This is a genomic window from Exiguobacterium acetylicum, assembly GCF_019890935.1.
GTDB classification, from domain to species: domain Bacteria; phylum Bacillota; class Bacilli; order Exiguobacteriales; family Exiguobacteriaceae; genus Exiguobacterium_A; species Exiguobacterium_A abrahamii.
Genome location: NZ_CP082333.1, coordinates 96,720 through 119,715 on the forward strand (window position 1 = coordinate 96,720; position 22,996 = coordinate 119,715).

The 22,996-nt window shown below is 48.9% G+C and carries 23 protein-coding genes and 2 other annotated features; all 23 genes read left to right on the forward strand.

The window, feature by feature from the left end:
* The first annotated feature begins 44 nt into the window (after window positions 1-44).
* The 23 genes from radA (at window position 45) to rpsL (ending at window position 22,974) form a co-directional block, all read left to right on the forward strand.
* On the forward strand, window positions 45-1,421 hold the full coding sequence (radA, locus tag K7G97_RS00540) for a DNA repair protein RadA (protein ID WP_029343076.1): 1,377 nt from the start codon (window positions 45-47) through the stop codon (window positions 1,419-1,421).
* A gap of 127 nt (window positions 1,422-1,548) precedes the next feature.
* On the forward strand, window positions 1,549-2,634 hold the full coding sequence (locus K7G97_RS00545; RefSeq protein WP_023466590.1) for a PIN/TRAM domain-containing protein: 1,086 nt from the start codon (window positions 1,549-1,551) through the stop codon (window positions 2,632-2,634).
* 132 nt (window positions 2,635-2,766) lie between these two features.
* Window positions 2,767-3,450: a 2-C-methyl-D-erythritol 4-phosphate cytidylyltransferase gene (ispD, locus tag K7G97_RS00550; RefSeq protein ID WP_223041107.1), complete on the forward strand. Its 684-nt coding sequence runs from the start codon at window positions 2,767-2,769 to the stop codon at window positions 3,448-3,450.
* A 2-nt stretch (window positions 3,451-3,452) separates the two neighbouring features.
* Window positions 3,453-3,935, forward strand: coding sequence for a 2-C-methyl-D-erythritol 2,4-cyclodiphosphate synthase (gene ispF / locus K7G97_RS00555; protein WP_029343079.1), 483 nt, complete (start codon window positions 3,453-3,455; stop codon window positions 3,933-3,935).
* A 43-nt stretch (window positions 3,936-3,978) separates the two neighbouring features.
* Window positions 3,979-5,427: a glutamate--tRNA ligase gene (gltX, locus tag K7G97_RS00560; RefSeq protein WP_023466595.1), complete on the forward strand. Its 1,449-nt coding sequence runs from the start codon at window positions 3,979-3,981 to the stop codon at window positions 5,425-5,427.
* Window positions 5,427-5,645 (forward strand) — a binding site (T-box leader). Its footprint overlaps the gene before it by 1 nt.
* Before the next feature lie 9 nt (window positions 5,646-5,654).
* Window positions 5,655-6,374 (forward strand): serine O-acetyltransferase EpsC, encoded by a 720-nt coding sequence (epsC, locus tag K7G97_RS00565; protein ID WP_255343794.1) that lies wholly within the window; start codon window positions 5,655-5,657, stop codon window positions 6,372-6,374.
* Window positions 6,328-7,725 carry a cysteine--tRNA ligase gene (gene cysS / locus K7G97_RS00570; protein ID WP_223041108.1) on the forward strand — a complete coding sequence of 466 codons (1,398 nt, stop codon included), beginning with the start codon at window positions 6,328-6,330 and terminating at the stop codon, window positions 7,723-7,725. Before epsC ends, cysS begins: the two co-directional genes overlap by 47 nt.
* Window positions 7,722-8,126 (forward strand): Mini-ribonuclease 3, encoded by a 405-nt coding sequence (locus K7G97_RS00575; protein ID WP_023466600.1) that lies wholly within the window; start codon window positions 7,722-7,724, stop codon window positions 8,124-8,126. The genes cysS and K7G97_RS00575 overlap by 4 nt, the downstream gene beginning before the upstream one ends.
* A gap of 85 nt (window positions 8,127-8,211) precedes the next feature.
* On the forward strand, window positions 8,212-8,976 hold the full coding sequence (gene rlmB / locus K7G97_RS00580) for a 23S rRNA (guanosine(2251)-2'-O)-methyltransferase RlmB (RefSeq protein WP_035399377.1): 765 nt from the start codon (window positions 8,212-8,214) through the stop codon (window positions 8,974-8,976).
* Window positions 8,973-9,503 (forward strand): NYN domain-containing protein, encoded by a 531-nt coding sequence (locus tag K7G97_RS00585; protein ID WP_035399363.1) that lies wholly within the window; start codon window positions 8,973-8,975, stop codon window positions 9,501-9,503. The genes rlmB and K7G97_RS00585 overlap by 4 nt, the downstream gene beginning before the upstream one ends.
* A gap of 188 nt (window positions 9,504-9,691) precedes the next feature.
* Window positions 9,692-10,333, forward strand: coding sequence for an RNA polymerase sporulation sigma factor SigH (gene sigH, locus K7G97_RS00590; RefSeq protein WP_029343084.1), 642 nt, complete (start codon window positions 9,692-9,694; stop codon window positions 10,331-10,333).
* Between the two features lie 155 nt (window positions 10,334-10,488).
* Entirely contained in the window at window positions 10,489-10,635 is a 147-nt protein-coding gene (gene rpmG / locus K7G97_RS00595; protein WP_023466603.1) for a 50S ribosomal protein L33, read from the forward strand.
* Window positions 10,636-10,679: 44 nt separating this feature from the next.
* On the forward strand, window positions 10,680-10,850 hold the full coding sequence (gene secE / locus K7G97_RS00600) for a preprotein translocase subunit SecE (RefSeq protein WP_023466605.1): 171 nt from the start codon (window positions 10,680-10,682) through the stop codon (window positions 10,848-10,850).
* Between the two features lie 19 nt (window positions 10,851-10,869).
* Complete coding sequence (nusG, locus tag K7G97_RS00605) at window positions 10,870-11,421, forward strand: transcription termination/antitermination protein NusG (protein WP_023466607.1); 552 nt, start codon at window positions 10,870-10,872, stop codon at window positions 11,419-11,421.
* Between the two features lie 149 nt (window positions 11,422-11,570).
* The gene (rplK, locus tag K7G97_RS00610; protein ID WP_023466609.1) at window positions 11,571-11,996 is read left to right on the forward strand and encodes a 50S ribosomal protein L11; all 426 of its coding nucleotides are present in this window, start codon (window positions 11,571-11,573) and stop codon (window positions 11,994-11,996) included.
* Window positions 11,997-12,113: 117 nt separating this feature from the next.
* Complete coding sequence (rplA, locus tag K7G97_RS00615) at window positions 12,114-12,800, forward strand: 50S ribosomal protein L1 (protein WP_064300983.1); 687 nt, start codon at window positions 12,114-12,116, stop codon at window positions 12,798-12,800.
* Between the two features lie 55 nt (window positions 12,801-12,855).
* Window positions 12,856-13,007: a sequence feature (ribosomal protein L10 leader region), on the forward strand.
* Window positions 13,008-13,057: 50 nt separating this feature from the next.
* Window positions 13,058-13,564, forward strand: a complete 507-nt coding sequence (gene rplJ / locus K7G97_RS00620; RefSeq protein ID WP_023466611.1) for a 50S ribosomal protein L10 — start codon at window positions 13,058-13,060, stop codon at window positions 13,562-13,564.
* A 76-nt stretch (window positions 13,565-13,640) separates the two neighbouring features.
* Window positions 13,641-14,009, forward strand: a complete 369-nt coding sequence (gene rplL, locus K7G97_RS00625; protein ID WP_023466613.1) for a 50S ribosomal protein L7/L12 — start codon at window positions 13,641-13,643, stop codon at window positions 14,007-14,009.
* Between the two features lie 82 nt (window positions 14,010-14,091).
* Entirely contained in the window at window positions 14,092-14,688 is a 597-nt protein-coding gene (locus K7G97_RS00630; RefSeq protein WP_023466614.1) for a class I SAM-dependent methyltransferase, read from the forward strand.
* A 231-nt stretch (window positions 14,689-14,919) separates the two neighbouring features.
* On the forward strand, window positions 14,920-18,477 hold the full coding sequence (gene rpoB / locus K7G97_RS00635; protein ID WP_058705179.1) for a DNA-directed RNA polymerase subunit beta: 3,558 nt from the start codon (window positions 14,920-14,922) through the stop codon (window positions 18,475-18,477).
* Window positions 18,478-18,497: 20 nt separating this feature from the next.
* The gene (rpoC, locus tag K7G97_RS00640; protein ID WP_316499630.1) at window positions 18,498-22,097 is read left to right on the forward strand and encodes a DNA-directed RNA polymerase subunit beta'; all 3,600 of its coding nucleotides are present in this window, start codon (window positions 18,498-18,500) and stop codon (window positions 22,095-22,097) included.
* Window positions 22,098-22,177: 80 nt separating this feature from the next.
* A complete protein-coding gene (locus tag K7G97_RS00645) occupies window positions 22,178-22,429 on the forward strand; it encodes a ribosomal L7Ae/L30e/S12e/Gadd45 family protein (RefSeq protein ID WP_023466620.1) in 252 nt (83 codons plus the stop codon).
* A gap of 125 nt (window positions 22,430-22,554) precedes the next feature.
* Complete coding sequence (rpsL, locus tag K7G97_RS00650; RefSeq protein ID WP_023466621.1) at window positions 22,555-22,974, forward strand: 30S ribosomal protein S12; 420 nt, start codon at window positions 22,555-22,557, stop codon at window positions 22,972-22,974.
* The last annotated feature ends 22 nt before the right edge of the window (window positions 22,975-22,996 follow it).

A 22,996-nucleotide genomic window follows, 5' to 3' on the forward strand; every position in this document is an offset into this window, starting at 1 on the left:
TGAGCGAAGCTGGTTCTTTTTTTGAAACAGAAAGGATGAATCGATTGGCTAAGTTAAAAACAAAATTCGTTTGTCAAAGCTGTGGAACCGAATCACCGAAATGGATGGGACGTTGTTCTGGATGCGGAGAATGGAACACGATGGTCGAAGAAGTCGTCGAAGAGAAAAAAGGACGGCGCGGTGCCGCTTTCGTTCATACGACGACAAAACAATTGAAGCCAGAGCGCCTCGCGAACATCGTCTCGCAAGAGGAGAGTCGCGTCTTTACCGGAAGTGGTGAATTCGACCGTGTCCTCGGAGGCGGTATCGTTCCAGGTTCGATGGTGCTTGTTGGAGGAGATCCGGGGATCGGGAAGTCGACGATCTTACTGCAGACGAGCGCACGTCTTGCCCAACGCGGCGAAAAAGTGCTTTACATCTCAGGAGAAGAATCGCTCAAACAAACTAAATTGCGCGCGGAACGGCTTGGCTTACCGACTCAGGATTTGTTCGTCCTGAGTGAGACGGATATGAACATGATTGAACGTGTCGTCGATGAAGAACAGCCACGTTTTTTAATCATCGACTCGATTCAAACCGTTTATATTGATGAAATCCAGTCTGCACCCGGGAGTGTGACACAGGTACGTGAATGTACGGCGATGCTGATGAAAATTGCGAAGAGTCGCGGTATTGCGATCTTCATCGTCGGTCACGTCACGAAACAGGGTTCGATTGCTGGACCACGTTTACTAGAGCACATGGTGGATGCCGTCTTGTATTTCGAAGGCGAACGTCATCATACGTTCCGGATTCTGCGTGCCGTCAAAAACCGATTTGGTTCAACGAATGAGATCGGAATTTTTGAGATGCGGGAGTCTGGTCTTGAAGAAGTCTTGAATCCTTCAGAAATTTTCCTTGAGGAGCGGACGTCCGGTGTATCCGGTTCGACGATCGTCGCTTCGATGGAAGGGACACGGACGGTCCTTGTCGAACTGCAAGCGTTGATTTCACCGACGTCATTCGGAAATCCAAGACGGATGGCGACCGGAATCGATCAAAATAAGGTGGCTTTATTGATGGCTGTGCTTGAGAAACGATCGGGTCTTCTCCTTCAGACACAAGATGCGTACCTCAAGGCAGCCGGTGGTGTGAAGCTTGATGAACCGGCGATTGACTTGGCGGTTTGTGTCGCGATTGCTTCTAGTTTCCGTGACAAGCCGACGCGTCCGACGGATGTCGTGATTGGTGAAGTCGGATTGACAGGTGAGGTTCGCCGTGTATCGCGAATCGAACAACGTGTAGCAGAAGCAGCCAAACTCGGTTTCACACGGGCGATCATTCCGAAAAATAACTTAGGCGGCTGGACGTATCCGGACGGGATTACGGTCGTCGGTGTCGAGAGTGTGGACGAAGCATTACGTGAAACCATTCCGTTTTAAGCTGGAATGACGCAAAAAATGGGGGAACTGTAATGGATATGTAAACAGTTTCCCCTCCTTCCGGCGTAGGTAGTTCAAATCAGTACATGTTACAATGAACTTAAAATAAGCAAAGGAGGTGAGAAGATTGAAAATCGTCATTCGGGTATTTTTTGCATTACTCGGACTTGCCCTCGGGATTTTGTTGCTTCCTCAGTTCTTCCAATTAATTGAAACGGCAACGAATACGACATTCCCCGCGTGGTTGATGAGCGAATACGTAACTGGAACGATTGGTGCACTCATATTCTTATTAATTGGATTATTCATTACGGATTCGGTAATTCGACTTCTCCGATTTTTAGAAGAACGGCTCGTCAAAGCCCCGGTAGCAGATCTCTTTTTTGGAACATTTGGTTTGTTGATTGGGTTGGTACTGGCTTTCCTCGTCAGTACATTGATTGATTTAGTAGGTATTCCTGTCCTCAGTAACGTCTTAACGATCTTCGTGACCGCGTTGTTCGGATATCTTGGCTTTACGGTCGGATATCGTAAACGTCATGAATTGACGAAAATCTTCTTACGCAGCAACCAAAGTGAGAAAAAGGCGACGCCAGAAGTCGTCGTTCCAGTTAAATCAAACAGTAAGGTACTCGATACGAGCGTCATCATCGACGGACGGATCACGGATATCACGAAGACCGGTTTCGTCGAAGGAAAGCTGATCGTTCCGCAATTCGTCATCGGTGAGTTGCAGTACATCGCCGATTCTTCGGACACGTTGAAACGAAATCGTGGACGTCGTGGACTCGATGTCTTAAAAGAATTACAAGAGATTCCTGGAGTCGAGGTCGAAATTTATGATGGCGATTTCGAGGATGTACCGGAAGTCGATATTAAACTGATTAAACTCGCGGAACTCGTCAAAGGGATCGTCGTCACGAACGACTATAACTTGAACAAAGTCTGTGAAGTCCGACATGTTCCTGTTCTTAACATCAATGACCTGGCGAATGCCGTCAAACAAGTCGTCATTCCAGGAGAAGAGATGACCGTTCTTGTCATCAAGGAAGGAAAAGAACAAAAACAGGGCATCGCCTATCTCGAAGATGGGACGATGGTCGTCGTCGAAGGCGGAAAACATCTGATTTCGAAAACGATTGGCGTTGTCGTCACGAGCGTCTTGCAGACATCGGCTGGACGAATGATTTTTGCGAAACCACAAGAAAAATGAGACACTATGCCTAGAGAGACATCGAGAGGCATTCGGATAGACCCCGTAACGGATTCGATTTCATGATCGAGTCCGTTTTCGGTGTGATGGAATGGATCACGATGATCAGTGAGAGAGAAAAGAGGGAATGGGATGTCTACAGCCACATATCGCGTCGTCATCCCCGCTGCCGGTGCCGGTAAGCGGATGGGCGCAGATCGTAATAAATTGATGCTTGAACTAAGAGACCGTCCAATCATCGCTTGGACACTGGATGTCTTCGAGGCAGATCCGACATGTACGGAAATCGTCCTTGCGATCAATCCACTAGAACAGGAATGGTTTACAAGTATTATCGCGTCTTATAAGACATCGATTAGACTTGTCGCGGGTGGTGCCGAACGTCAGGAAAGTGTGCTCCGTGGTCTTGAGGCGTTAGAAGGCGAAGGGATCGTTTTAATCCATGATGGTGCCCGACCGTTCATTTCACAAGCAGCGATTCAGGCGGTCGTCCAGGCGGCAGTCCTAGATCAGGCGGCGATTCTTGCCGTGCCGATTAAAGACACGGTCAAAAGGATTGAAGCGAATCACATCAGCGAGACCGTCCCGCGGGAACACCTGATGGCAGCGCAGACACCACAAGCGTTTGATCTTGCGACGATTCGCACAGTTCATGAAAAAGCGGCAACGAAATACCTAGGAACCGATGATGCAAGTTTGATAGAATGGGACGGAGGAAAAGTAACGATCGTCCACGGTCACTACGAAAATATCAAGATGACGACACCGGACGATCTTTGGTTCGGTGAAGCGATTCTAATGAAACGAGGGAAATGACGATGATTCGAATTGGACAAGGTTTTGATGTACATGCCTTTGCAGAGGATCGGAAATTGATTTTAGGCGGCATCGAGATTCCGCACACGAAAGGATTGCTCGGTCATTCGGATGCAGACGTCTTGTTACATACGATTGCCGACGCGGCACTTGGTGCAATCGCAGCAGGGGATATCGGAAAACATTTTCCGGATACGGATCCGGAATTCAAGGATGCCGATTCAGCAAAATTGCTGCAGCATGTCTACGCGCTCGTTAAACAACAAGGGTATGAGCTTGGCAACCTAGATGCGACAGTCATCGCACAGGCACCAAAGCTCCGTCCGTACATCGATACGATGCGAGCGCGGATCGCGGAATTGCTCGAAGCGGACATTGAACAGATCAATGTTAAGGCAACGACGACGGAATGGTTAGGTTTTACGGGACGAGAAGAGGGAATCGCTTGTCAAGCAGTGATTCTACTGAAACGAATCGAAGAATAAGGTATACTAGATAAGCGAATTTTAGTCGAAGGAGTGATTGGCAATGGCAGAAGTACGAGTACGTTATGCCCCAAGTCCAACAGGACACTTGCATATCGGGAATGCCCGGACTGCATTATTTAACTATCTCTTTGCGCGCCACTTAGGCGGTAAGATGGTATTACGAATCGAGGATACGGACCAAAAGCGGAACATCGCAGGCGGTGTCGAGAGTCAAATGAAGAACCTCGAGTGGCTCGGTGTCGATTGGGACGAAGGTCCAGGTCGCGGTGGTGAGTACGGTCCTTATTCACAAATGGAGCGTCTCGATATCTACCAAAAGTACACGGACGAGTTACTTGAAAAAGGACTTGCTTACCGTTGCTACATGACATCGGAAGAGCTCGAAGCAGAACGCGAAGCACAAATCGCACGTGGAGAAGCACCGCGTTATTCAGGAGCACACCGTAACCTGACAGCAGAACAAGAAGAAGCGTTCCGCGCAGAAGGTCGCACGCCATCGATTCGGATTCGTGTACCGGAAGATGTTACGTATACATGGAATGATATCGTTAAAGACGACGTCTCATTCGAATCAAAAGACTTCGGTGACTGGGTCATCGTCAAAAAAGACGGCATTCCGACGTATAACTTTGCCGTCGTCATCGACGATCACTTGATGGCGATCAGCCATGTTCTTCGTGGAGATGATCATATTTCGAACACACCGAAACAAATGATGATCTATGATGCGTTCGGTTGGGAATACCCGACGTTCGGTCACATGACATTGATCGTCAACGAATCACACAAGAAACTCTCGAAACGTGATCACTCGATCATTCAGTATATCGAGCAGTATAAAGAGCTCGGTTATCTCCCGGAAGCATTGCTCAACTTCATCACGCTTCTCGGTTGGTCACCAGTCGGCGAACAAGAAATCTTCACGAAAGAAGAGTTCATCGAAATCTTTGACGCAGATCGTCTCTCGAAGAGTCCAGCTGTCTTTGACCAAAACAAATTGGCTTGGATCAACAGCCAGTACATGAAACATCAATCGTTCGAAGAAGTATTCGAAGCCAGTCTTCCGTTCTTACAAGAAGCAGGTCGCGTCGAAGCGTCACCTTCAGAAGAAGAGCTTGCTTGGGCACGTGATCTCGTTGCGTTATACCGCGAACAGATGACGCATGGCGCGGAAATCGTCAAGCTTTCAGAGATGTTCTTTGAGGACGAAGTGGTGTATGATGAAGAGGCAAACACTGTCTTGAGCGGCGAGACGGTTCCGACTGTACTTGCAGAATTCGCGAATCAGTTACGTGCTCTCGAAGAGTGGACACCAGAAGCAATTAAAGCATCGATCAAAGCGACGCAAAAAGCGACTGGTCAAAAAGGAAAGAATTTATTCATGCCAATTCGTGTCGCGACGACAGGACAGACGCATGGTCCAGAACTCCCGAACACGATTCAATTACTAGGAAAAGACCGTGTGCTTGCACGGCTTGAAGCAGAATAACGAAAGCGTAGACGAGGAAAGTAACGATGCGTCTTCTTCTCCAGAGACAAGCTCGAATGGTGCGAGGGCTTGAAGAAGCGAATCATGAAATGCCCCTCTGAGTGCTGCCCGAAATCCGTGAGAGTAGGCGCAGACGTATCTCCGGCGTTAACGGACGTCGAGAGGGACGAGTCAATCGTCCAAACAGAGTGGGACCGCGCTTCGTTAGCGTCTCTGTGCAGCAATGCATAGAGGCGCTTTTTCTTATGGAGAGGAGAACGTATATGACACGGATACGAGAAGATATCCGCAATGTGTTTGAGCAAGATCCAGCTGCCCGCAGCACGTTAGAAGTCATTTTGACATACCCGGGCTTACATGCGATTTGGATGCATCGTCTGGCCCATCGACTCTGGAACGCAAAGTTCCGCTTGCTCGGTCGATTGATTTCGCAATTCAGTCGCTTTTTGACAGGCATCGAGATTCATCCAGGAGCGACGATTGGACGCCGATTCTTTATTGATCACGGGATGGGTGTCGTCATTGGTGAGACAACGATCATTGGTGATGACGTCACGTTGTTTCAAGGCGTGACGCTTGGCGGAACAGGGAAAGAAACAGGAAAGCGTCATCCGACGATTGAAGACGGCGTACTTGTCTCAGCAGGTGCCCGTGTCCTTGGTGATATCACGATTGGGGCATACTCAAAAATCGGTGCCAGTTCCGTCGTCTTAAAACACGTTCCTCCCAATGCGACCGTCGTCGGCATTCCGGGACGTGTCGTCATTCAAGACGGCATGAAGGTCGAAGCACCACTTGATCATCGTTTCCCGGATCCGGTCAGCGAATGCCAGGAGCGGATTGAAATGGAACTAGAAGTATTAAAACAAGAAATTGAACGGATTAAAGGAGGGCGACGTCATGATTCAACTGTACAACAGCATGACCGGAAAAAAGGAACCATTTAAACCATTAGAAGAAGGAAAGGTCAAGATGTATGTCTGTGGTCCGACGGTTTACAACTACATTCATATCGGGAACGCACGTCCAGCCATCGTCTTCGATACGGTCCGCCGCTACTTCACATACCGCGGATATGAAGTCAAATATGTCTCGAACTTCACGGACGTCGACGATAAGATCATCCGGACAGCGAACGAACTCGGAGAAGACTATCATGCGTTGACGAAACGTTTCATCGAGGCGTATCACGCGGACACGGGCGCCTTGAATGTCCAAAAAGCGGACATCCATCCGCTCGTCACGGAAACGATGGACGATATCATCGCCTTCATCGAAGTTCTCGTCGAAAAAGGCAATGCCTACGCATCAAGCGGAGATGTCTACTTCCGGACGCGTAGCTTCGATGATTATGGACAATTGAGCCAACAGTCGATTGATGAATTGCGTGCAGGCGCACGAATTGAAGTTGGAGAGAAAAAAGAAGATCCACTTGATTTCGTGCTCTGGAAAGCAGCAAAACCAGGGGAGCCGGCATGGACGAGTCCATGGGGCGAAGGACGACCAGGCTGGCACATCGAGTGCTCGGCGATGGCGAAGAAATATCTCGGGGAGACGATCGACATTCATGCTGGCGGACAAGACTTGAAGTTCCCGCACCATGAAAATGAGATCGCCCAGTCGGAAGCATGCAACTCGAAGAAGTTCGCGAACTACTGGATGCATAACGGGTTCTTGAACATCGAAAACGAGAAGATGTCGAAGTCGCTCGGTAACTTCCTGACGGTCCATGAAGCGATCCAAGCGGTCGATCCGATGGTGTTACGGTTCTTCATGTTATCGGTTCAGTATCGTCACCCGATCAACTACAGTCGGGAACTGATCGATCAAGCCGCGAACGGTCTCGCACGGATTCGGGAGTCGGTCGCAAACATCGAACACCGTCTTGACATGACGGCTGATCTCGGAACAGGTGACGAGAAGTGGTTGAATCGTCTAGCGGCGATCAAGGAACATTTCATCACATCGATGGATGATGATTTCAATACAGCGAACGCTGTGACGGATTTATTCGATCTCTCGAAAGAAGCCAACTTGTACCTCGGAGAAGCACATGTGTCGAAACAGGTGCTCGAACAGTTCCTCGCACTCTTCTCGGAATTATCAGATGTCCTCGGTGTCACGTTGACAGTCGACAAAGGCTTACTCGATGAAGAAGTCGAACAGTTGATCGAAGAGCGGAACACAGCCCGTCAAAATCGTGACTTCGCACGAGCGGACGCAATCCGCGATCAGCTGCGTGATCAAGGCATCTTACTGGAAGACACAGCGCAAGGGATGCGGTGGAAGCGCGGATGAAGAACTATAAACAACTGAATGCACTCGCGTTAGCGTACATGGGCGATGTCGTCTATGAGATTCGTGTGCGGGAGCGATTGCTCGAACAAGGTTATGTGAAGCCGGGCGAGTTGCATAAAGCAGCTGTCCGGTATGTTCGGGCACAAGCACAAGCGACGGTCGTGACGCACTGGTTGAACACGGATGCGCTGACGGAAGAAGAGGCAGCGGTCGTTCGGCGCGGAAAGAACGCGAAATCCGGTTCTGTCCCGAAGAGCACGGACGTCCACACGTATCGCTACGCGACAGCATTTGAAGCATTGCTCGGTTATATTTATCTTTCAGAAGGAGGGGATCGCCTTGAAGAACTCATCGGACAAGCGTTCGAACTACTCGAAGCCGAAAAAACAGACGAATCCTAAGGCTACCGGTGCGAAGCCGAAAACGAAGGCACAGCGCCCAGCACAAGAGAAACGAAAAGCTACTCCAGTCAAGGAACAGCCCGTCGTGATCGAACCGCTTGAAGAAGGACAAGATTTCTTGTCAGGTCGTAATCCGGTCCTAGAGGCATTGCGGAGTGGACGAGAGATGAACAAGCTGTTCTTGCAGGAAGGACAACAAAAAGGACCGCTTGCCGTCATCCATGCGATGGCGCAGGAAGCGGGCATCCAAATCCAGCTCGTACCACGTTCACGGTTAACCGGTTTAGCTGGAACGGAAAATCACCAAGGTGTCGTCGCAGCGGTTGCTGCGTATGAGTACGCTGAGATGGAAGATATCTTCGAGCTTGCACGTCAAAAGGATGAAACACCGCTCTTGATCATGCTTGATGAGCTCGAAGATCCACACAATCTCGGATCAATCTTGCGGACGGCAGATGCTGTCGGGGCACACGGGATCATTATTCCGAAGCGTCGCTCAGTCGGATTGACACAAGTCGTTGCGAAAGCATCAACAGGCGCGATTGAACATATCCCGGTCGTTCGCGTGACGAACCTCGCTCGGACGATGGAGGATCTAAAGAAACAAGGCATCTGGTTCGTGGGAACGGATGCACGTGAAAGTGACGACTACCGGACACTCGATGGGACGATGCCGCTCGGAATCGTCATTGGAAGTGAAGGAAAAGGAATGAGCCGGCTCGTCCGTGAGAAATGTGACTTCCTCGTCCACCTCCCGATGGCAGGACATGTCACGTCGCTCAACGCATCGGTGGCGGCTTCGCTATTATTATATGAAGTCTACCGGACTAGAAAGCCGTATGCGCGATGAAATATGATCGTCTCATCGTAGATGGCTACAATATCATTGGCGCATGGCCAGAATTTCGGACGTTGCGGGAGCAAGACTTTGAATTAGCACGGGAACGGTTGATTCATGCGATGGCGGAGTACCAAGCCGTCACAGGGATCAGCGTTACGATCGTCTTTGATGCCTATCTGCAACCGGGCCGTGAGTCTCGGATGCAAAAAAGTGGAATCGAGATCGTCTATACACGGGAGAACGAAACGGCAGATGAATGGATTGAAAAGACAGCTGCTGATTGGTTACAGGATATCCGGGTTAAGCTAACAGTAGCGACGAATGATTACACGGAGCAGTGGGTCATCTTCACGCTTGGCGCACTTCGTATATCGGCGCAGGAACTTAGACGTGAATGGAAAGCGGCAGTTGCCGTCATCAAGCAACAGACGACGTCCGCGAAGACAGCAGCTCAACCGCGCTCGAAGATTGATTTACCGGAAGACGTCCTCGCGCGTCTCGAGGCGATTCGTCGCCGAAAGAATTCAGATACATGATATGAACCATTCGCATGAGCGATCCACCGTTCTCCTTTATTCGGGAGAACGGTGGTTTTTTTATAGAAAAGATACATTTTGGATACAACAAAAGGGGTCATGCCAATTTTCATTGTCGTGCGACAGGTAATTATTGTATAATTAAAAACAATTGAACTATTCGTCAATGATGCTTGGAGGGATACAGGATGAGTTTGGTTTCGTTCGACCAGTTTGAGTGCATGACCGATGAAGCGCTTGTAGAACAAGCGAAAGAGTTCGATAACAGCGATGCGCTCGAATTTTTGATCGAGCGGTATCGAAATTTCGTACGTGCTAAAGCCCGTTCTTACTTTTTGATCGGGGCAGACCGGGAAGACATCATTCAAGAAGGAATGATCGGTCTCTATAAGGCGGTACGGGATTACCGAACGGATAAGCTCGCCTCGTTTAAAGGATTTGCCGAATTATGCATCACGCGACAGATGATCACTGCGATCAAGACGGCGACACGTCAGAAACATATCCCGTTGAACTCGTACATCTCGCTCGATAAACCGATCTATGACGATGAATCGGAGCGGACGTTACTTGATATCATCACGTCGACAGCACCTTCTGATCCACAAATCTTGATCATCAACCGGGAAGAATACGCAGACATCGAATCGAAGATGGATGAGATTCTGAGCGACCTCGAACGCAAGGTCCTCGCGCTCTATCTCGACGGACGGACGTATCAGGAAATCTCTGACGATCTCGATCGTCACGTCAAATCGATCGACAATGCCTTGCAACGCGTCAAGCGCAAGCTTGAGCGATATCTTGAAGCACGAAAGATGACGGTCTAACAGAGAGGTAGATTGACCGTAATCCCTTCCTATGCTACTGTATAACTAGCGCCTTACTAGCGAGACGCCGCTCATAGGCGTTTTTTTTTACGCTCTTTTTCGGAAGGAAAGTACCTTAACAGAAGAGAAGAGTGGCAAAGAAGGAGGACTTTGAGATGGCGAAGAAAGTAGGCCTTGCTTGTGATAATTGCGGTGCCCGCGACTATACGACGATGAAAAAAGAGGACGTCACTGTCCGCTTGGAATTGAAGAAATTCTGCCGTCGTTGTAACGCGCATACGATTCATAAAGAAGCGAAATAAGGCTTCATCTGTCCCGATTTATTACATCCTGGAGGGAAAGTACGATGAAATTTTTGCGTGACGTATGGAATGAATTGAAAAAGACGAGCTGGCCAAAACGGAAAGAGCTGACGAAATACACATTGACGGTCATCGGTATGGTGATCTTCATGGGTGTCTTCATCTTCGGCGTCGATTCAGGGCTTAGCGCATTGATGAGCTGGTTGATTAAGTAAAAAGAAGAGGTGGCCTACCATGGAGAAACAATGGTTTGTCGTCCAAACGTATTCCGGATTCGAAAACAACGTCAAGGCGAACCTTGAACGTCGGATTGAATCCATGAACATGGACGAAAAAATCTTCCGTGTACTCGTTCCGATTGAAACGGTACAAGAAGAAGTAACGAACAAAAAGGGAGAAACGAAAATCAAGGAACGTGAAGTCAAGATCTTCCCGGGGTATGTCCTCGTCGAGATGGTCATGACGGATGATTCTTGGTATGTCGTCCGGAATACTCCGAACGTCACGGGCTTCCTCGGATCAGTCGGCGGCGGTTCAAAACCGACACCACTCCTTCCGGAAGAAGCAGAAAACATCCTTGGATCAATGGGTCTCGTCGATCTGAAGAGCCGTTACGACTTCTCACTCGGACAAATCGTTCGAATCAAAGAAGGAGCTTTCGAAAATCTCGAAGGTACGATCGAGGAGCTTGATACAGATGCTGAGAAAATGAAAGTCTCTGTTGATATGTTCGGTCGTGAAACGAAGGTCGAGCTTGATTTCGCACAGGTCGATAAAATCGATTAAGTTTCCTATTGCGAATGTTTTGTTTTAATGATACAATTTTTCGTGTTTGATGTTGTGCTTATTTCGATAAATAACTCGTCGAATAGAATGAGTGGGAGGACGCGCAACGTCCAATTAAACCACATTAAAGAATTAAGGAGGTGTGTCTCGTGGCGAAGAAGGTTATGAAACTCGTAAAACTTCAAATTCCTGCGGGCAAAGCAAACCCAGCTCCACCAGTTGGACCGGCACTCGGTCAAGCAGGTGTGAACATCATGGGCTTCTGTAAAGAGTTCAACGCTCGTACACAAGACCAAGCCGGCTTGATTATCCCTGTAGTCATCACGGTTTTTGAAGATCGTTCATTCACATTCATCACTAAAACTCCTCCAGCAGCAGTTCTCTTGAAGAAAGCAGCTGGAATTGAGAGTGGTTCAGGTGAACCGAACCGTAAGAAAGTAGCGACTGTCAAACGTGACAAAGTTCGTGAAATCGCTGAAACAAAAATGCCAGACCTTAACGCATCATCTGTTGAAACAGCAATGTTGATGGTTGAAGGTACTGCACGTTCTATGGGTATCGTAATCGAAGACTAATGTCTTTTTGATTACCATGAACAACGATGAGGGTCGCAGGCGGATAGTTTCTTGAAGCCTGCTACCCTTTCATTATGTGGGAGGATTTTCCGCACAACCACAAAGGAGGAACCTAAAATGGGTAAGAAGTACAAAGAAGCTGCTAAGCTTATCGATCGTACGGTTTCATACGAACTCGCAGAAGCTGTAGATTTGACTAAAAAATCTGCAACTGCGAAATTCGATGAGACTATCGAATTGGCTGTTCGTCTCGGAGTAGATCCGAAGAAAGCAGACCAACAAATCCGTGGAGCAGTCGTATTGCCACACGGTACTGGTAAAACACAAAAAGTTCTCGTCTTCGCGAAAGGTGAGAAATTAAAAGAAGCGGAAGCTGCTGGAGCAGATTACGCTGGTGATGCTGAGTACATCAACAAAATCCAACAAGGATGGTTCGACTTCGACGTTATCGTCGCGACACCAGACATGATGGGTGAAGTTGGTAAACTTGGTCGCGTTCTCGGACCAAAAGGCCTCATGCCAAACCCGAAAACAGGTACAGTTACATTTGACGTCACAAAAGCAATCAACGATATCAAAGCTGGTAAAGTTGAGTACCGTGTCGACAAATCAGGTAACATCCACGTTCCTGTCGGTAAAAAATCATTCGATAACGAGAAACTCGTTGATAACATCAACACAGTTATCGAAACTCTCGTAAAAGTTAAGCCTGCTACTGCTAAAGGTGTATACCTTAAGAACATCGCGATCGCTTCTACAATGGGTCCTGGTGTAAAAGTATCTTCAGCTGACTTCGCGAAATAATTTCGTCTAAAACGAACTTGACAACGTTCTAAGAACGCTGTTACAGTATAAAACGTTGATATATTTCGACATACCGTAGACAGAAGGTGCTCACATGGGCATAAATCCTTCCGAGGTGTTCTTGCTCAGAGAGCCTGTTTGTTCAGGTATCCTTTTTGACGATTACGCCTCCTCTGCTCTGCAGACGGAGGCTTTTTATTTGAAATCGAGCAGCCCCTCGCACCGGTACATTTCATCTACCAGGAGGTGCAACAGAAATGGCAAACGAAAAAGTTATCGCTGTCAAAGCGGATCTCGTATCTGAGATCGCTGAGAAACTCCAAGCGAGCGCAGGAACAGTTGTCGTCGACTACCGTGGTCTCACAGTAGAAGAAGTCACTGAACTTCGTAAACAACTCCGCGAAGCGGGCGTTGAATTCAAAGTTTACAAAAACGGTCTCCTCCGCCGCGCGGCAGTTCAAAGCAACCTCGAAGGTCTTGATGAAGTCTTCACAGGTCCTAGTGCGATCGCCTTCAGCAATGAAGACGTTATCGCGCCAGCTAAGATCTTGAACGACTTCGCTAAAACGCACAAGGCTCTCGAACTTAAAGGTGGTATCATCGAAGGCAAAGTCACTTCAGTAGAAGATGTCAAAGCCCTTGCGGAACTTCCATCACGCGAAGGTCTCCTTTCGATGCTCCTCAGCGTGCTTCAAGCGCCAATCCGTGGACTCGCGGTGGCAACGAACGCAATCGCAGAGCAAAAAGAAGAACAATCTGCTTAATTTCTGCTTAGCGGGATAGGCAACCAACACAATTTTCACACCCCAACGTGGGCTAAATCAAAGGAGGAAAACCATAATGGCTTTCAACAAAGAGCAATTTATCGAAGACCTCAAGGGCATGACTGTTCTTGAACTTAACGAACTCGTAAAAACAATCGAAGAAGAATTCGGCGTATCAGCAGCAGCTCCAGTAGCAGTTGCAGGTGCTGGCGCAGGCGCAGCAGCTGAAGAGCAAACTGAATTCGACGTTATCCTTACTAACGCTGGATCTGGTAAAATCAACGTCATCAAAGCAGTTCGCGAATTGACTGGTCTCGGTCTTAAAGAAGCGAAAGCTCTCGTAGACGGAACTCCAGCACCAGTTAAAGAAGGCGTTTCGAAAGAAGACGCTGAAGCAATGAAAGCTAAGCTTGAAGAAGCTGGCGCTACTGTAGAAGTTAAGTAATTTTCTTCTTCCGTAGAAACAAAAGAAGCTCGCATTGCGAGCTTCTTTTGTTTTCATCTTTTACATGAGAGGGGAAGGAAACATGGCGGATCATTATTATACGAATGACCCTTCATCGAAACGAGATCCGAAGACGTGGGAATATGTCCTGCGTGGTCAGACGCTCCGCTTTACATCGGACCATGGTGTCTTTTCGAAGAACGGAATCGATTTTGGTTCCCGTCTGTTGATCGAGGCATTCACGGAACCGGCTGTAGCGGGAGACATCTTGGATGTCGGCTGCGGATACGGACCGATGGGCATCGCGCTTTCGAAGTCGACGGGTCGTCCGGCACACTTGATCGATGTCAATGAACGGGCGCTCGAACTAGCGGCAGACAATGCGCGCGCGAACGGTGTTTCCGTGACGACCGGTGTGAGTGACGGGTATGATGGGGTAGGCGAATCGACATTCGCAGCGATCGTGACGAATCCACCGATTCGGGCGGGAAAAACGGTCGTCCATCGTATTCTCCGGGAAGCGTATGATCACCTTGTCGTCGGCGGCGAGCTTTGGGTCGTCATTCAAAAGAAACAAGGTGGACCATCAGCGAAGAAGTTGATGGAAGACGTATTCGGTATGTGTGAGACAGTTACCCGCGATAAAGGGTACTCGATATTTAAATCAATTCGGTCTTGACAAATCGAAGGATTTGTCGTTGACCGCATGTTGTGTCTATGATAGTATTATAAAATGCCATTGGAGTGATTTTTGGATAAGATGTTTGAAAGCAGCTGGCGTTCTCGACTACAGATGATTGAGTAGACAAGACGTCGCTTTTTTGCGCTTATCAATCAAAAAATGGCTTCAATGTTCGATATTACACCCGTCCTTCTCTATAAGAATAAGTGGGTCTGAGAGGTGAATCAGTTGACTGGTCAACTTGTTCAGTACGGTCGTCACCGTCAGAGAAGAAGCTATGCACGTATCAGCGAAGTATTGGAACTTCCAAACTTAATCGAGATTCAAACGAATTCGTATGAGTGGTTCCTGCGGGAAGGTCTTCGTGAGATGTTTCATGACATTTCGCCGATTTCCGATTTCACAGGGAATCTCGTATTAGAATTCATCGACTACTCGCTCGGAGAGCCGAAGTATTCGATCGATGAATCGAAAGAGCGCGACGTGACCTATTCGGCACCACTACGCGTTAAAGTCCGTCTTCAAAATAAAGAGACGGGTGAATTGAAAGAACAAGAAGTCTTCATGGGTGACTTCCCGCTTATGACGGAGTCGGGAACATTCATCATCAATGGAGCGGAGCGCGTAATCGTTTCGCAGCTTGTTCGTTCGCCAAGTGTTTATTACAACAATAAGTTAGATAAGAACGGTAAGCGTGGATTCTCCGCAACAGTCATCCCAAACCGTGGTGCATGGCTCGAGCTCGAGACAGACGCGAAAGACATCGTTTATGTTCGCATTGATCGCACGCGTAAGATTCCAGTAACGGTTCTTTTACGTGCTCTTGGTTTCGGTACGGATCAGGAAATCATCGATCTTCTCGGTGATGATGAGTACCTCCGGAATTCACTTGAAAAAGATAATACGGAATCAACGGAAAAAGCCCTCATCGAGATTTATGAGCGTCTACGTCCGGGAGAGCCGCCGACAGTCGAAAACGCAAAAGCGTTGCTCGTATCGCGCTTCTTTGACCCGAAACGTTATGATTTGGCAAACGTTGGTCGTTATAAAATCAATAAAAAGCTTCATCTTAAGAACCGTCTCTTCGGTCAAAAACTTGCGGAAACGCTTGTTGATCCTGAGACAGGTGAAGTCATCGCGGAAGCAGGAACGGTCCTTGATCGTCGTATGCTCGATAAAGTCCTTCCATTCCTTGAAGGATCCGTTGGTTACATCGAAGCGACGCCTACAGGCGGCGTGACGCAGGGTGAGGCTTTCAACTTACAGTCAATCAAGGTGTTCGCACCGGACGATGCTGAAGGTGAACGCATCATCAATATCATCGGTAACGGTAACATCGATCGTGACATCAAGCACATCACGCCTGCTGACATGATTGCTGCCATCAACTACTTCTTCAACTTGTTGCATGAAGTCGGTACGACAGACGATATCGACCACCTCGGTAACCGTCGTCTTCGTTCAGTCGGTGAGCTGCTCCAGAACCAATTCCGGATCGGTCTCTCACGGATGGAACGTGTCGTTAAGGAACGGATGTCGATTCAGGATCAGAATGCGATCACGCCACAGGCATTGATCAACATTCGTCCAGTTATCGCATCGATTAAAGAGTTCTTCGGTAGCTCGCAGTTGTCTCAGTTCATGGACCAAACGAACCCGCTTGCGGAATTGACGCACAAACGTCGTCTTTCAGCACTCGGACCGGGTGGTTTGACACGTGAGCGCGCTGGTTTCGAAGTTCGTGACGTACACTACTCGCACTATTCTCGTATGTGTCCGATCGAAACGCCAGAGGGACCAAACATCGGTTTGATCAACTCCTTGTCTTCGTACGCGAAGGTCAATGAGTACGGCTTCATCGAAGCGCCATATCGTCGTGTCGATCCGGAAACGGGCGTCGTCACGGATGAAATCCACTACATGACTGCTGACGAAGAGGATCTCTACGTCGTCGCACAGGCAAACATGTTGTTGACGGAAGAGAAGACGTTCAAAGATTCACACGTCCTTTCACGTTTCCGTGGACAAAACTTGTCTGTCGAACCAGCACGTGTCGATTACATGGACGTTTCGCCGAAGCAGGTTGTATCTGCCGCAACGGCTTGTATCCCGTTCCTTGAGAACGATGACTCGAACCGTGCCCTCATGGGAGCGAACATGCAGCGTCAGGCCGTCCCACTTCTGAACCCGGAATCTCCGATTGTCGGTACAGGAATGGAGTACGTGTCTGCGAAAGACTCAGGAGCCGCTGTCGTTGCGAAGCACGCAGGGATCGCTGAGCGTGTCACGGCGCGTGAAATCCTTGTCCGTCGTACGACGGAAGTCGATGGCAACATCGTTGAAGGTGAACTCGACCGTTACAAGATTCAAAAATTCATCCGTTCTAACCAAGGAACGTGTTATAACCAAAAACCAATCATCAAAGCAGGCGACCCAGTCGATAAAGGCGAGATCCTTGCAGATGGTCCATCGATGGACGGTGGGGAACTTGCGCTTGGTCGTAACGTACTCGTCGGTTTCATGACATGGGATGGTTACAACTATGAGGATGCTGTCATCATGAGTGAGCGTCTTGTTAAAGACGACGTCTACACATCGATCCACATCGAAGAATACGAATGTGAGTCGCGTGATACGAAACTCGGACCGGAAGAAATCACACGTGATATTCCGAACGTCGGTGATGATGCCTTGAAAAACCTCGACGATCGCGGAATCATCCGCGTCGGTGCGGAAGTCAAGGACGGCGATATCCTCGTCGGTAAAGTTACGCCGAAGGGTGTAACGGAATTGACAGCGGAAGAACGTCTTCTTCATGCAATCTTCGGTGAAAAAGCACGTGAAGTCCGTGATACATCTCTCCGTGTACCACACGGTGGTGATGGAATCATCCTCGACGTCAAAATCTTCGACCGCGATAATGGAGACGAGCTCTCACCTGGTGTCAACCAGTTGATCCGTGCTTACATCGTTCAGAAGCGTAAGATTCACGAGGGTGACAAAATGGCGGGTCGTCACGGTAACAAAGGTGTTATCTCGCGTATCCTTCCAGAAGAAGACATGCCGTACATGCCAGACGGTACGCCAATTGACATCATGTTGAACCCACTTGGGGTTCCATCACGGATGAACATCGGGCAGTTGCTCGAGCTTCACCTCGGGATGGCAGCACGTCAACTCGGCATCAAAGTCGCATCACCAGTATTCGATGGTGCGCGTGAGGAAGATGTTTGGGCAACGATTGAAGAAGCAGGTATGGATCGCGACGCGAAGACTGTCCTTTATGATGGTCGTTCGGGTGAAGCGTTCGATAACCGCATCTCTGTCGGTGTCATGTATATGATTAAACTTGCTCACATGGTCGATGATAAACTTCACGCACGTTCGACAGGACCATACTCACTCGTCACACAACAACCGCTCGGTGGTAAAGCCCAGTTCGGTGGTCAGCGTTTCGGTGAGATGGAAGTATGGGCACTTGAAGCATACGGCGCAGCCTACACGCTCCAAGAGATCCTTACAATCAAGTCGGATGACACGATCGGTCGTGTTAAAGCGTACGAAGCAATCGTCAAAGGTGAGAATGTACCACAACCGGGCGTACCGGAATCGTTCCGAGTCCTCATTAAAGAGCTTCAATCCCTCGGTATGGACGTCAAGATGATGTCTGCTGATGATGAAGAGATCGAAATGCGCGACGAAGACGAGGACAATATCCCGAACGCGACTCCAGCACTCGAAGAAGTTCAAGCGCCTGTCGCACCAGTTGTTACTGAAGAGGAATAAGCGAAAGGGAGGTCCACCCCTTGGTAGATGTTAATAGATTTGAATATATGCAAATCGGCCTCGCTTCCCCCGAAAAGATCCGTTCATGGTCTTTCGGGGAAGTGAAAAAGCCGGAGACGATCAACTATCGTACACTCAAACCAGAGAAAGACGGTTTGTTCTGTGAACGTATTTTTGGTCCAACAAAAGACTGGGAATGTTACTGTGGTAAATACAAACGGATCCGCTATAAAGGAATCATTTGTGACCGCTGTGGCGTTGAAGTCACGAAGTCGAAAGTCCGTCGTGAGCGCATGGGTCACATCGAGCTCGCAGCACCGGTTTCGCACATCTGGTACTTCAAAGGAATTCCTAGCCGTATGGGACTCGTCCTCGACATGTCACCGCGTGCGTTAGAAGAGATCATCTACTTCGCGTCGTACGTCGTCACAGATCCAGGCGAATCGACACTTGAGAAGAAACAACTCCTTTCAGAGAAAGAATACCGTGCATATCGTGAGAAGTTCGGTCGTTCGTTCACTGCTGAAATGGGTGCGGAAGCAGTTCGTAAATTGCTCCGTGACGTGGAACTCGATAAAGAAGTCGCTGCATTACGTGAAGAGCTTCGTATGATTCAAGGACAACGTCGTACGCGTGCGATCAAACGCCTTGAAGTCCTCGATGCGTTCCGTAACTCAGGCAACAATCCAGAATGGATGGTGCTTGAAGTACTTCCAGTCATCCCACCGGAACTTCGTCCGATGGTTCAACTCGATGGCGGACGTTTCGCGACGTCTGACTTGAACGACTTGTACCGCCGCGTCATCAACCGTAACAACCGTCTCAAGCGTCTTCTTGACCTTGGCGCTCCGAACATCATCGTTCAGAATGAAAAACGGATGCTTCAAGAAGCAGTCGATGCTTTGATCGATAACGGTCGTCGTGGTCGTCCAGTCACTGGACCAGGTAACCGTCCACTTAAATCACTTTCACACATGTTGAAAGGGAAACAAGGACGTTTCCGTCAAAACTTGCTCGGTAAACGTGTCGACTACTCTGGTCGTTCGGTTATCGTCGTTGGTCCAAACTTGAAGATGTATCAATGTGGTCTTCCAAAAGAAATGGCCCTTGAACTCTTCAAACCGTTCGTCATGAAAGAACTCGTCTCTCGTGGCATCGCACCGAACATTAAGAGTGCGAAACGGAAAATCGAGCGCGTTCAACCTGAAATCTGGGATGTCCTCGAAGAAGTCATCCGTGAGCATCCGGTTCTCTTGAACCGTGCACCGACACTTCACCGTCTCGGTATCCAGGCGTTCGAACCAACGCTCGTCGAAGGACGCGCGATTCGCCTTCACCCACTCGTATGTACGGCATACAACGCCGATTTCGATGGTGACCAAATGGCGGTTCACGTACCACTTTCGGCAGAAGCACAAGCAGAAGCACGTCTTCTCATGCTCGCTGCACAAAACATCTTGAACCCGAAAGACGGTAAACCTGTTGTTACACCATCGCAGGATATGGTCCTCGGTAACTACTACCTCACGCTCGAGCGCGAAAACGCGATCGGCGAAGGTAAACTCTTCTCGACAGTGAACGAAGCGCTCATCGCTTACCAAAACGGTTATGCGCACTTCCATACACGTGTTGCGATTCCAGCCGGCGTTCTCAAGAACCCGACATTCACGGAAGAGCAAAACGAGAAATTATTGATTACAACAGTCGGTAAGTTGATCTTCAACGAGATCCTCCCAACGACGTTCCCTTACTTGAACGAACCAACGATGACGAACCTTCAAGAAGCGACGCCAGACAAGTACTTCCTTGAAAAAGGAACAGATGTCGCGGCAGAACTGAAGAACCGTCCGATCATCGACCCGTTCAAAAAAGGATTCCTTGGAAATGTCATCGCGGAAGTCTTCAAACGGTTTGAGACGACAGAAACAAGCCGCATGCTCGACCGCATGAAAAACCTCGGATTCAAACACTCGACTCGTGCCGGTATCACGGTAGGGATCGCGGACATCATCGTTCTTCCAGATAAACAAGAAATTCTTGTTGAAGCGCAGGACAATGTCGACCGCGTCATGAAATCGTACCGTCGTGGTCTCATCACAGAAGACGAGCGCTATGAGCGCGTCGTTAAATCGTGGAATGATGCGAAGGATGAAATTCAGTCTCGTCTGATGAAATCCCTCAACCGTCTCAACCCGATCTTCATGATGAGTGACTCCGGTGCCCGTGGTAACGCGTCGAACTTCACGCAGCTCGCTGGTATGCGTGGACTCATGGCCGCTCCAAGTGGACGGATCATCGAGCTCCCGATCAAATCATCGTTCCGTGAGGGTCTAACGGTACAGGAATACTTCATCTCGACACACGGTGCACGTAAAGGTCTTGCCGATACAGCCTTGAAAACGGCTGACTCGGGTTACCTGACTCGTCGTCTCGTTGACGTTGCTCAAGACGTCATCATCCGTGAAGATGATTGTGGAACGGATCGTGGTATCCGCGTCACAGCACTCCGTGAAGGAACGGAAGAGATCGAAAGCCTCTACGACCGCCTCGTCGGCCGTACGGCATTCGAAAACGTCGTTCACCCTGAAACAGGAGAAGTCCTCGTTTCAACGAACGAACTCATCGATGAAGACATCGCGCGTGTCATCACTGACGCTGGTGTCGATAACGTTGAGATCCGTACTGCCTTCACATGTAACACAAGCCACGGTGTCTGTAAGAAATGTTACGGACGTAACTTGGCAACAGGCAACGACGTCGAAGTCGGCGAAGCTGTCGGTATCATCGCGGCACAATCAATCGGTGAGCCAGGAACGCAGCTTACGATGCGTACCTTCCACACAGGTGGGGTTGCCGGGGACGATATCACACAAGGTCTTCCGCGTATCCAAGAGTTGTTCGAAGCGCGTAACCCGAAAGGTCAAGCGGTCATCTCGGAAATCGATGGTCAAGTCATCGACTTCACGGAATCGCGTGACAAACGTGAATTGACGGTCCAAGGACTCAGCGAAACACGCACATACACGATCCCATTCGGTTCGCGTCTACGTGTTCAGCTCGGGGACGAGGTCAAAGCTGGTCAAGTCTTCACGGAAGGTTCGATCGATCCGAAAGAACTCTTGAACGTTAAAGGTGTATCCGGCGTTCAGAACTACTTGCTTCAAGAAGTTCAAAAAGTATACCGGATGCAAGGGGTTGAGATCGGTGACAAACACGTCGAGGTCATGGTTCGCCAAATGATCCGTCGCGTACGTGTCATCGAGTCTGGTGAGACTTCACTCTTACCAGGTTCGCTCGTCGATATCAGCACGTTCAAGGAAGCTTGTAAAGAAGCGCTCCGTAACGGGAAAGCTCTCGCTTCGGCGAAACCAGTTCTTCTCGGTATCACGAAAGCGTCACTTGAAACAGATTCATTCCTATCGGCTGCGTCGTTCCAAGAAACGACTCGTGTCCTTACGGATGCAGCGATTAAAGGGAAGAGCGACTACCTTCGCGGCTTGAAAGAGAACGTCATCATCGGTAAGTTGGTTCCAGCTGGTACTGGGATGTCACGTTACCGTCAGATCGATCTCGAAGTGGCTGGCGAAGCACCTGTAGAAGCCGATTCTCCGGTAGAATAAAACGCCTTGACACGCCGGTATGGCGGTGCTACTATGATATAGTGTTGCCAACCGGCTGTGTTATTTTGGAGGATATCTTCATGTCTTACAAAAAAGTAGTCGGCGCAGATTTGAAGTTTGTCGGTCAAAAGCAAACGCTCAAAGCATTGCGATCTGGCAAGGCGTCGGAAGTGATCATTGCGGATGACGCAGATGAACACGTAAAACAAGCATTGCTCGATGCGGCGAAACAAGCTAACGTTCCAGTCGTGAATGTTCCTTCTAAGCAAGAGCTTGGAAAAGCTTGTGGAATCGATGTCGCAGCAACCGCTGTTGCCATTAAGAAAGTTTGATAATGCGTTTTGTGTGGCGATGGAATGCCTGAGCCACGCAAAACGTTTCATTATGACTTTCGATGAACCACCCGGCTCGGTGGTTTTGAAATTTGTCATGAATTCAGGAAGGGAGGATCTCAAAGATGCCTACTATCAACCAATTAGTCCGTAAAGGACGTCAATCAAAAGTTGTGAAATCAGATTCGCCAGCGCTGAACAAAGGGTACAACAGCTTCATTAAAGCTCGTACTGACATCAGCTCACCACAAAAACGTGGTGTTTGTACTCGTGTAGGTACAATGACTCCGAAGAAACCGAACTCGGCTCTTCGTAAATACGCACGTGTACGTTTGACGAACACAATGGAAGTAACAGCTTACATCCCAGGTATCGGCCACAACCTTCAAGAGCACAGTGTTGTTCTTATCCGCGGCGGCCGCGTAAAAGACTTACCAGGGGTACGTTACCACATCGTTCGTGGTGCGCTTGATACAGCTGGTGTTGACGGCCGTATGCAAGGTCGTTCGAAATACGGTACTAAACGTCCTAAAGTTAAAAAATAATCTAGATATCTTAAGATATCAC

Excerpts from the sequence above, each read along its gene's own strand:
- ispD (WP_223041107.1), top strand. The coding sequence starts at position 2,767 with ATGTCTACAGCCACATATCGCGTCGTCATCCCCGCTGCCGGTGCCGGT.
- ispF (WP_029343079.1), top strand. The coding sequence starts at position 3,453 with ATGATTCGAATTGGACAAGGTTTTGATGTACATGCCTTTGCAGAGGAT.
- gltX (WP_023466595.1), top strand. The coding sequence starts at position 3,979 with ATGGCAGAAGTACGAGTACGTTATGCCCCAAGTCCAACAGGACACTTG.
- cysS (WP_223041108.1), top strand. The coding sequence starts at position 6,328 with ATGATTCAACTGTACAACAGCATGACCGGAAAAAAGGAACCATTTAAA.
- K7G97_RS00575 (WP_023466600.1), top strand. The coding sequence starts at position 7,722 with ATGAAGAACTATAAACAACTGAATGCACTCGCGTTAGCGTACATGGGC.
- K7G97_RS00585 (WP_035399363.1), top strand. The coding sequence starts at position 8,973 with ATGAAATATGATCGTCTCATCGTAGATGGCTACAATATCATTGGCGCA.
- sigH (WP_029343084.1), top strand. The coding sequence starts at position 9,692 with ATGAGTTTGGTTTCGTTCGACCAGTTTGAGTGCATGACCGATGAAGCG.
- rpmG (WP_023466603.1), top strand. The coding sequence starts at position 10,489 with ATGGCGAAGAAAGTAGGCCTTGCTTGTGATAATTGCGGTGCCCGCGAC.
- secE (WP_023466605.1), top strand. The coding sequence starts at position 10,680 with ATGAAATTTTTGCGTGACGTATGGAATGAATTGAAAAAGACGAGCTGG.
- nusG (WP_023466607.1), top strand. The coding sequence starts at position 10,870 with ATGGAGAAACAATGGTTTGTCGTCCAAACGTATTCCGGATTCGAAAAC.
- rplA (WP_064300983.1), top strand. The coding sequence starts at position 12,114 with ATGGGTAAGAAGTACAAAGAAGCTGCTAAGCTTATCGATCGTACGGTT.
- rplJ (WP_023466611.1), top strand. The coding sequence starts at position 13,058 with ATGGCAAACGAAAAAGTTATCGCTGTCAAAGCGGATCTCGTATCTGAG.
- rplL (WP_023466613.1), top strand. The coding sequence starts at position 13,641 with ATGGCTTTCAACAAAGAGCAATTTATCGAAGACCTCAAGGGCATGACT.
- K7G97_RS00630 (WP_023466614.1), top strand. The coding sequence starts at position 14,092 with ATGGCGGATCATTATTATACGAATGACCCTTCATCGAAACGAGATCCG.
- K7G97_RS00645 (WP_023466620.1), top strand. The coding sequence starts at position 22,178 with ATGTCTTACAAAAAAGTAGTCGGCGCAGATTTGAAGTTTGTCGGTCAA.
- rpsL (WP_023466621.1), top strand. The coding sequence starts at position 22,555 with ATGCCTACTATCAACCAATTAGTCCGTAAAGGACGTCAATCAAAAGTT.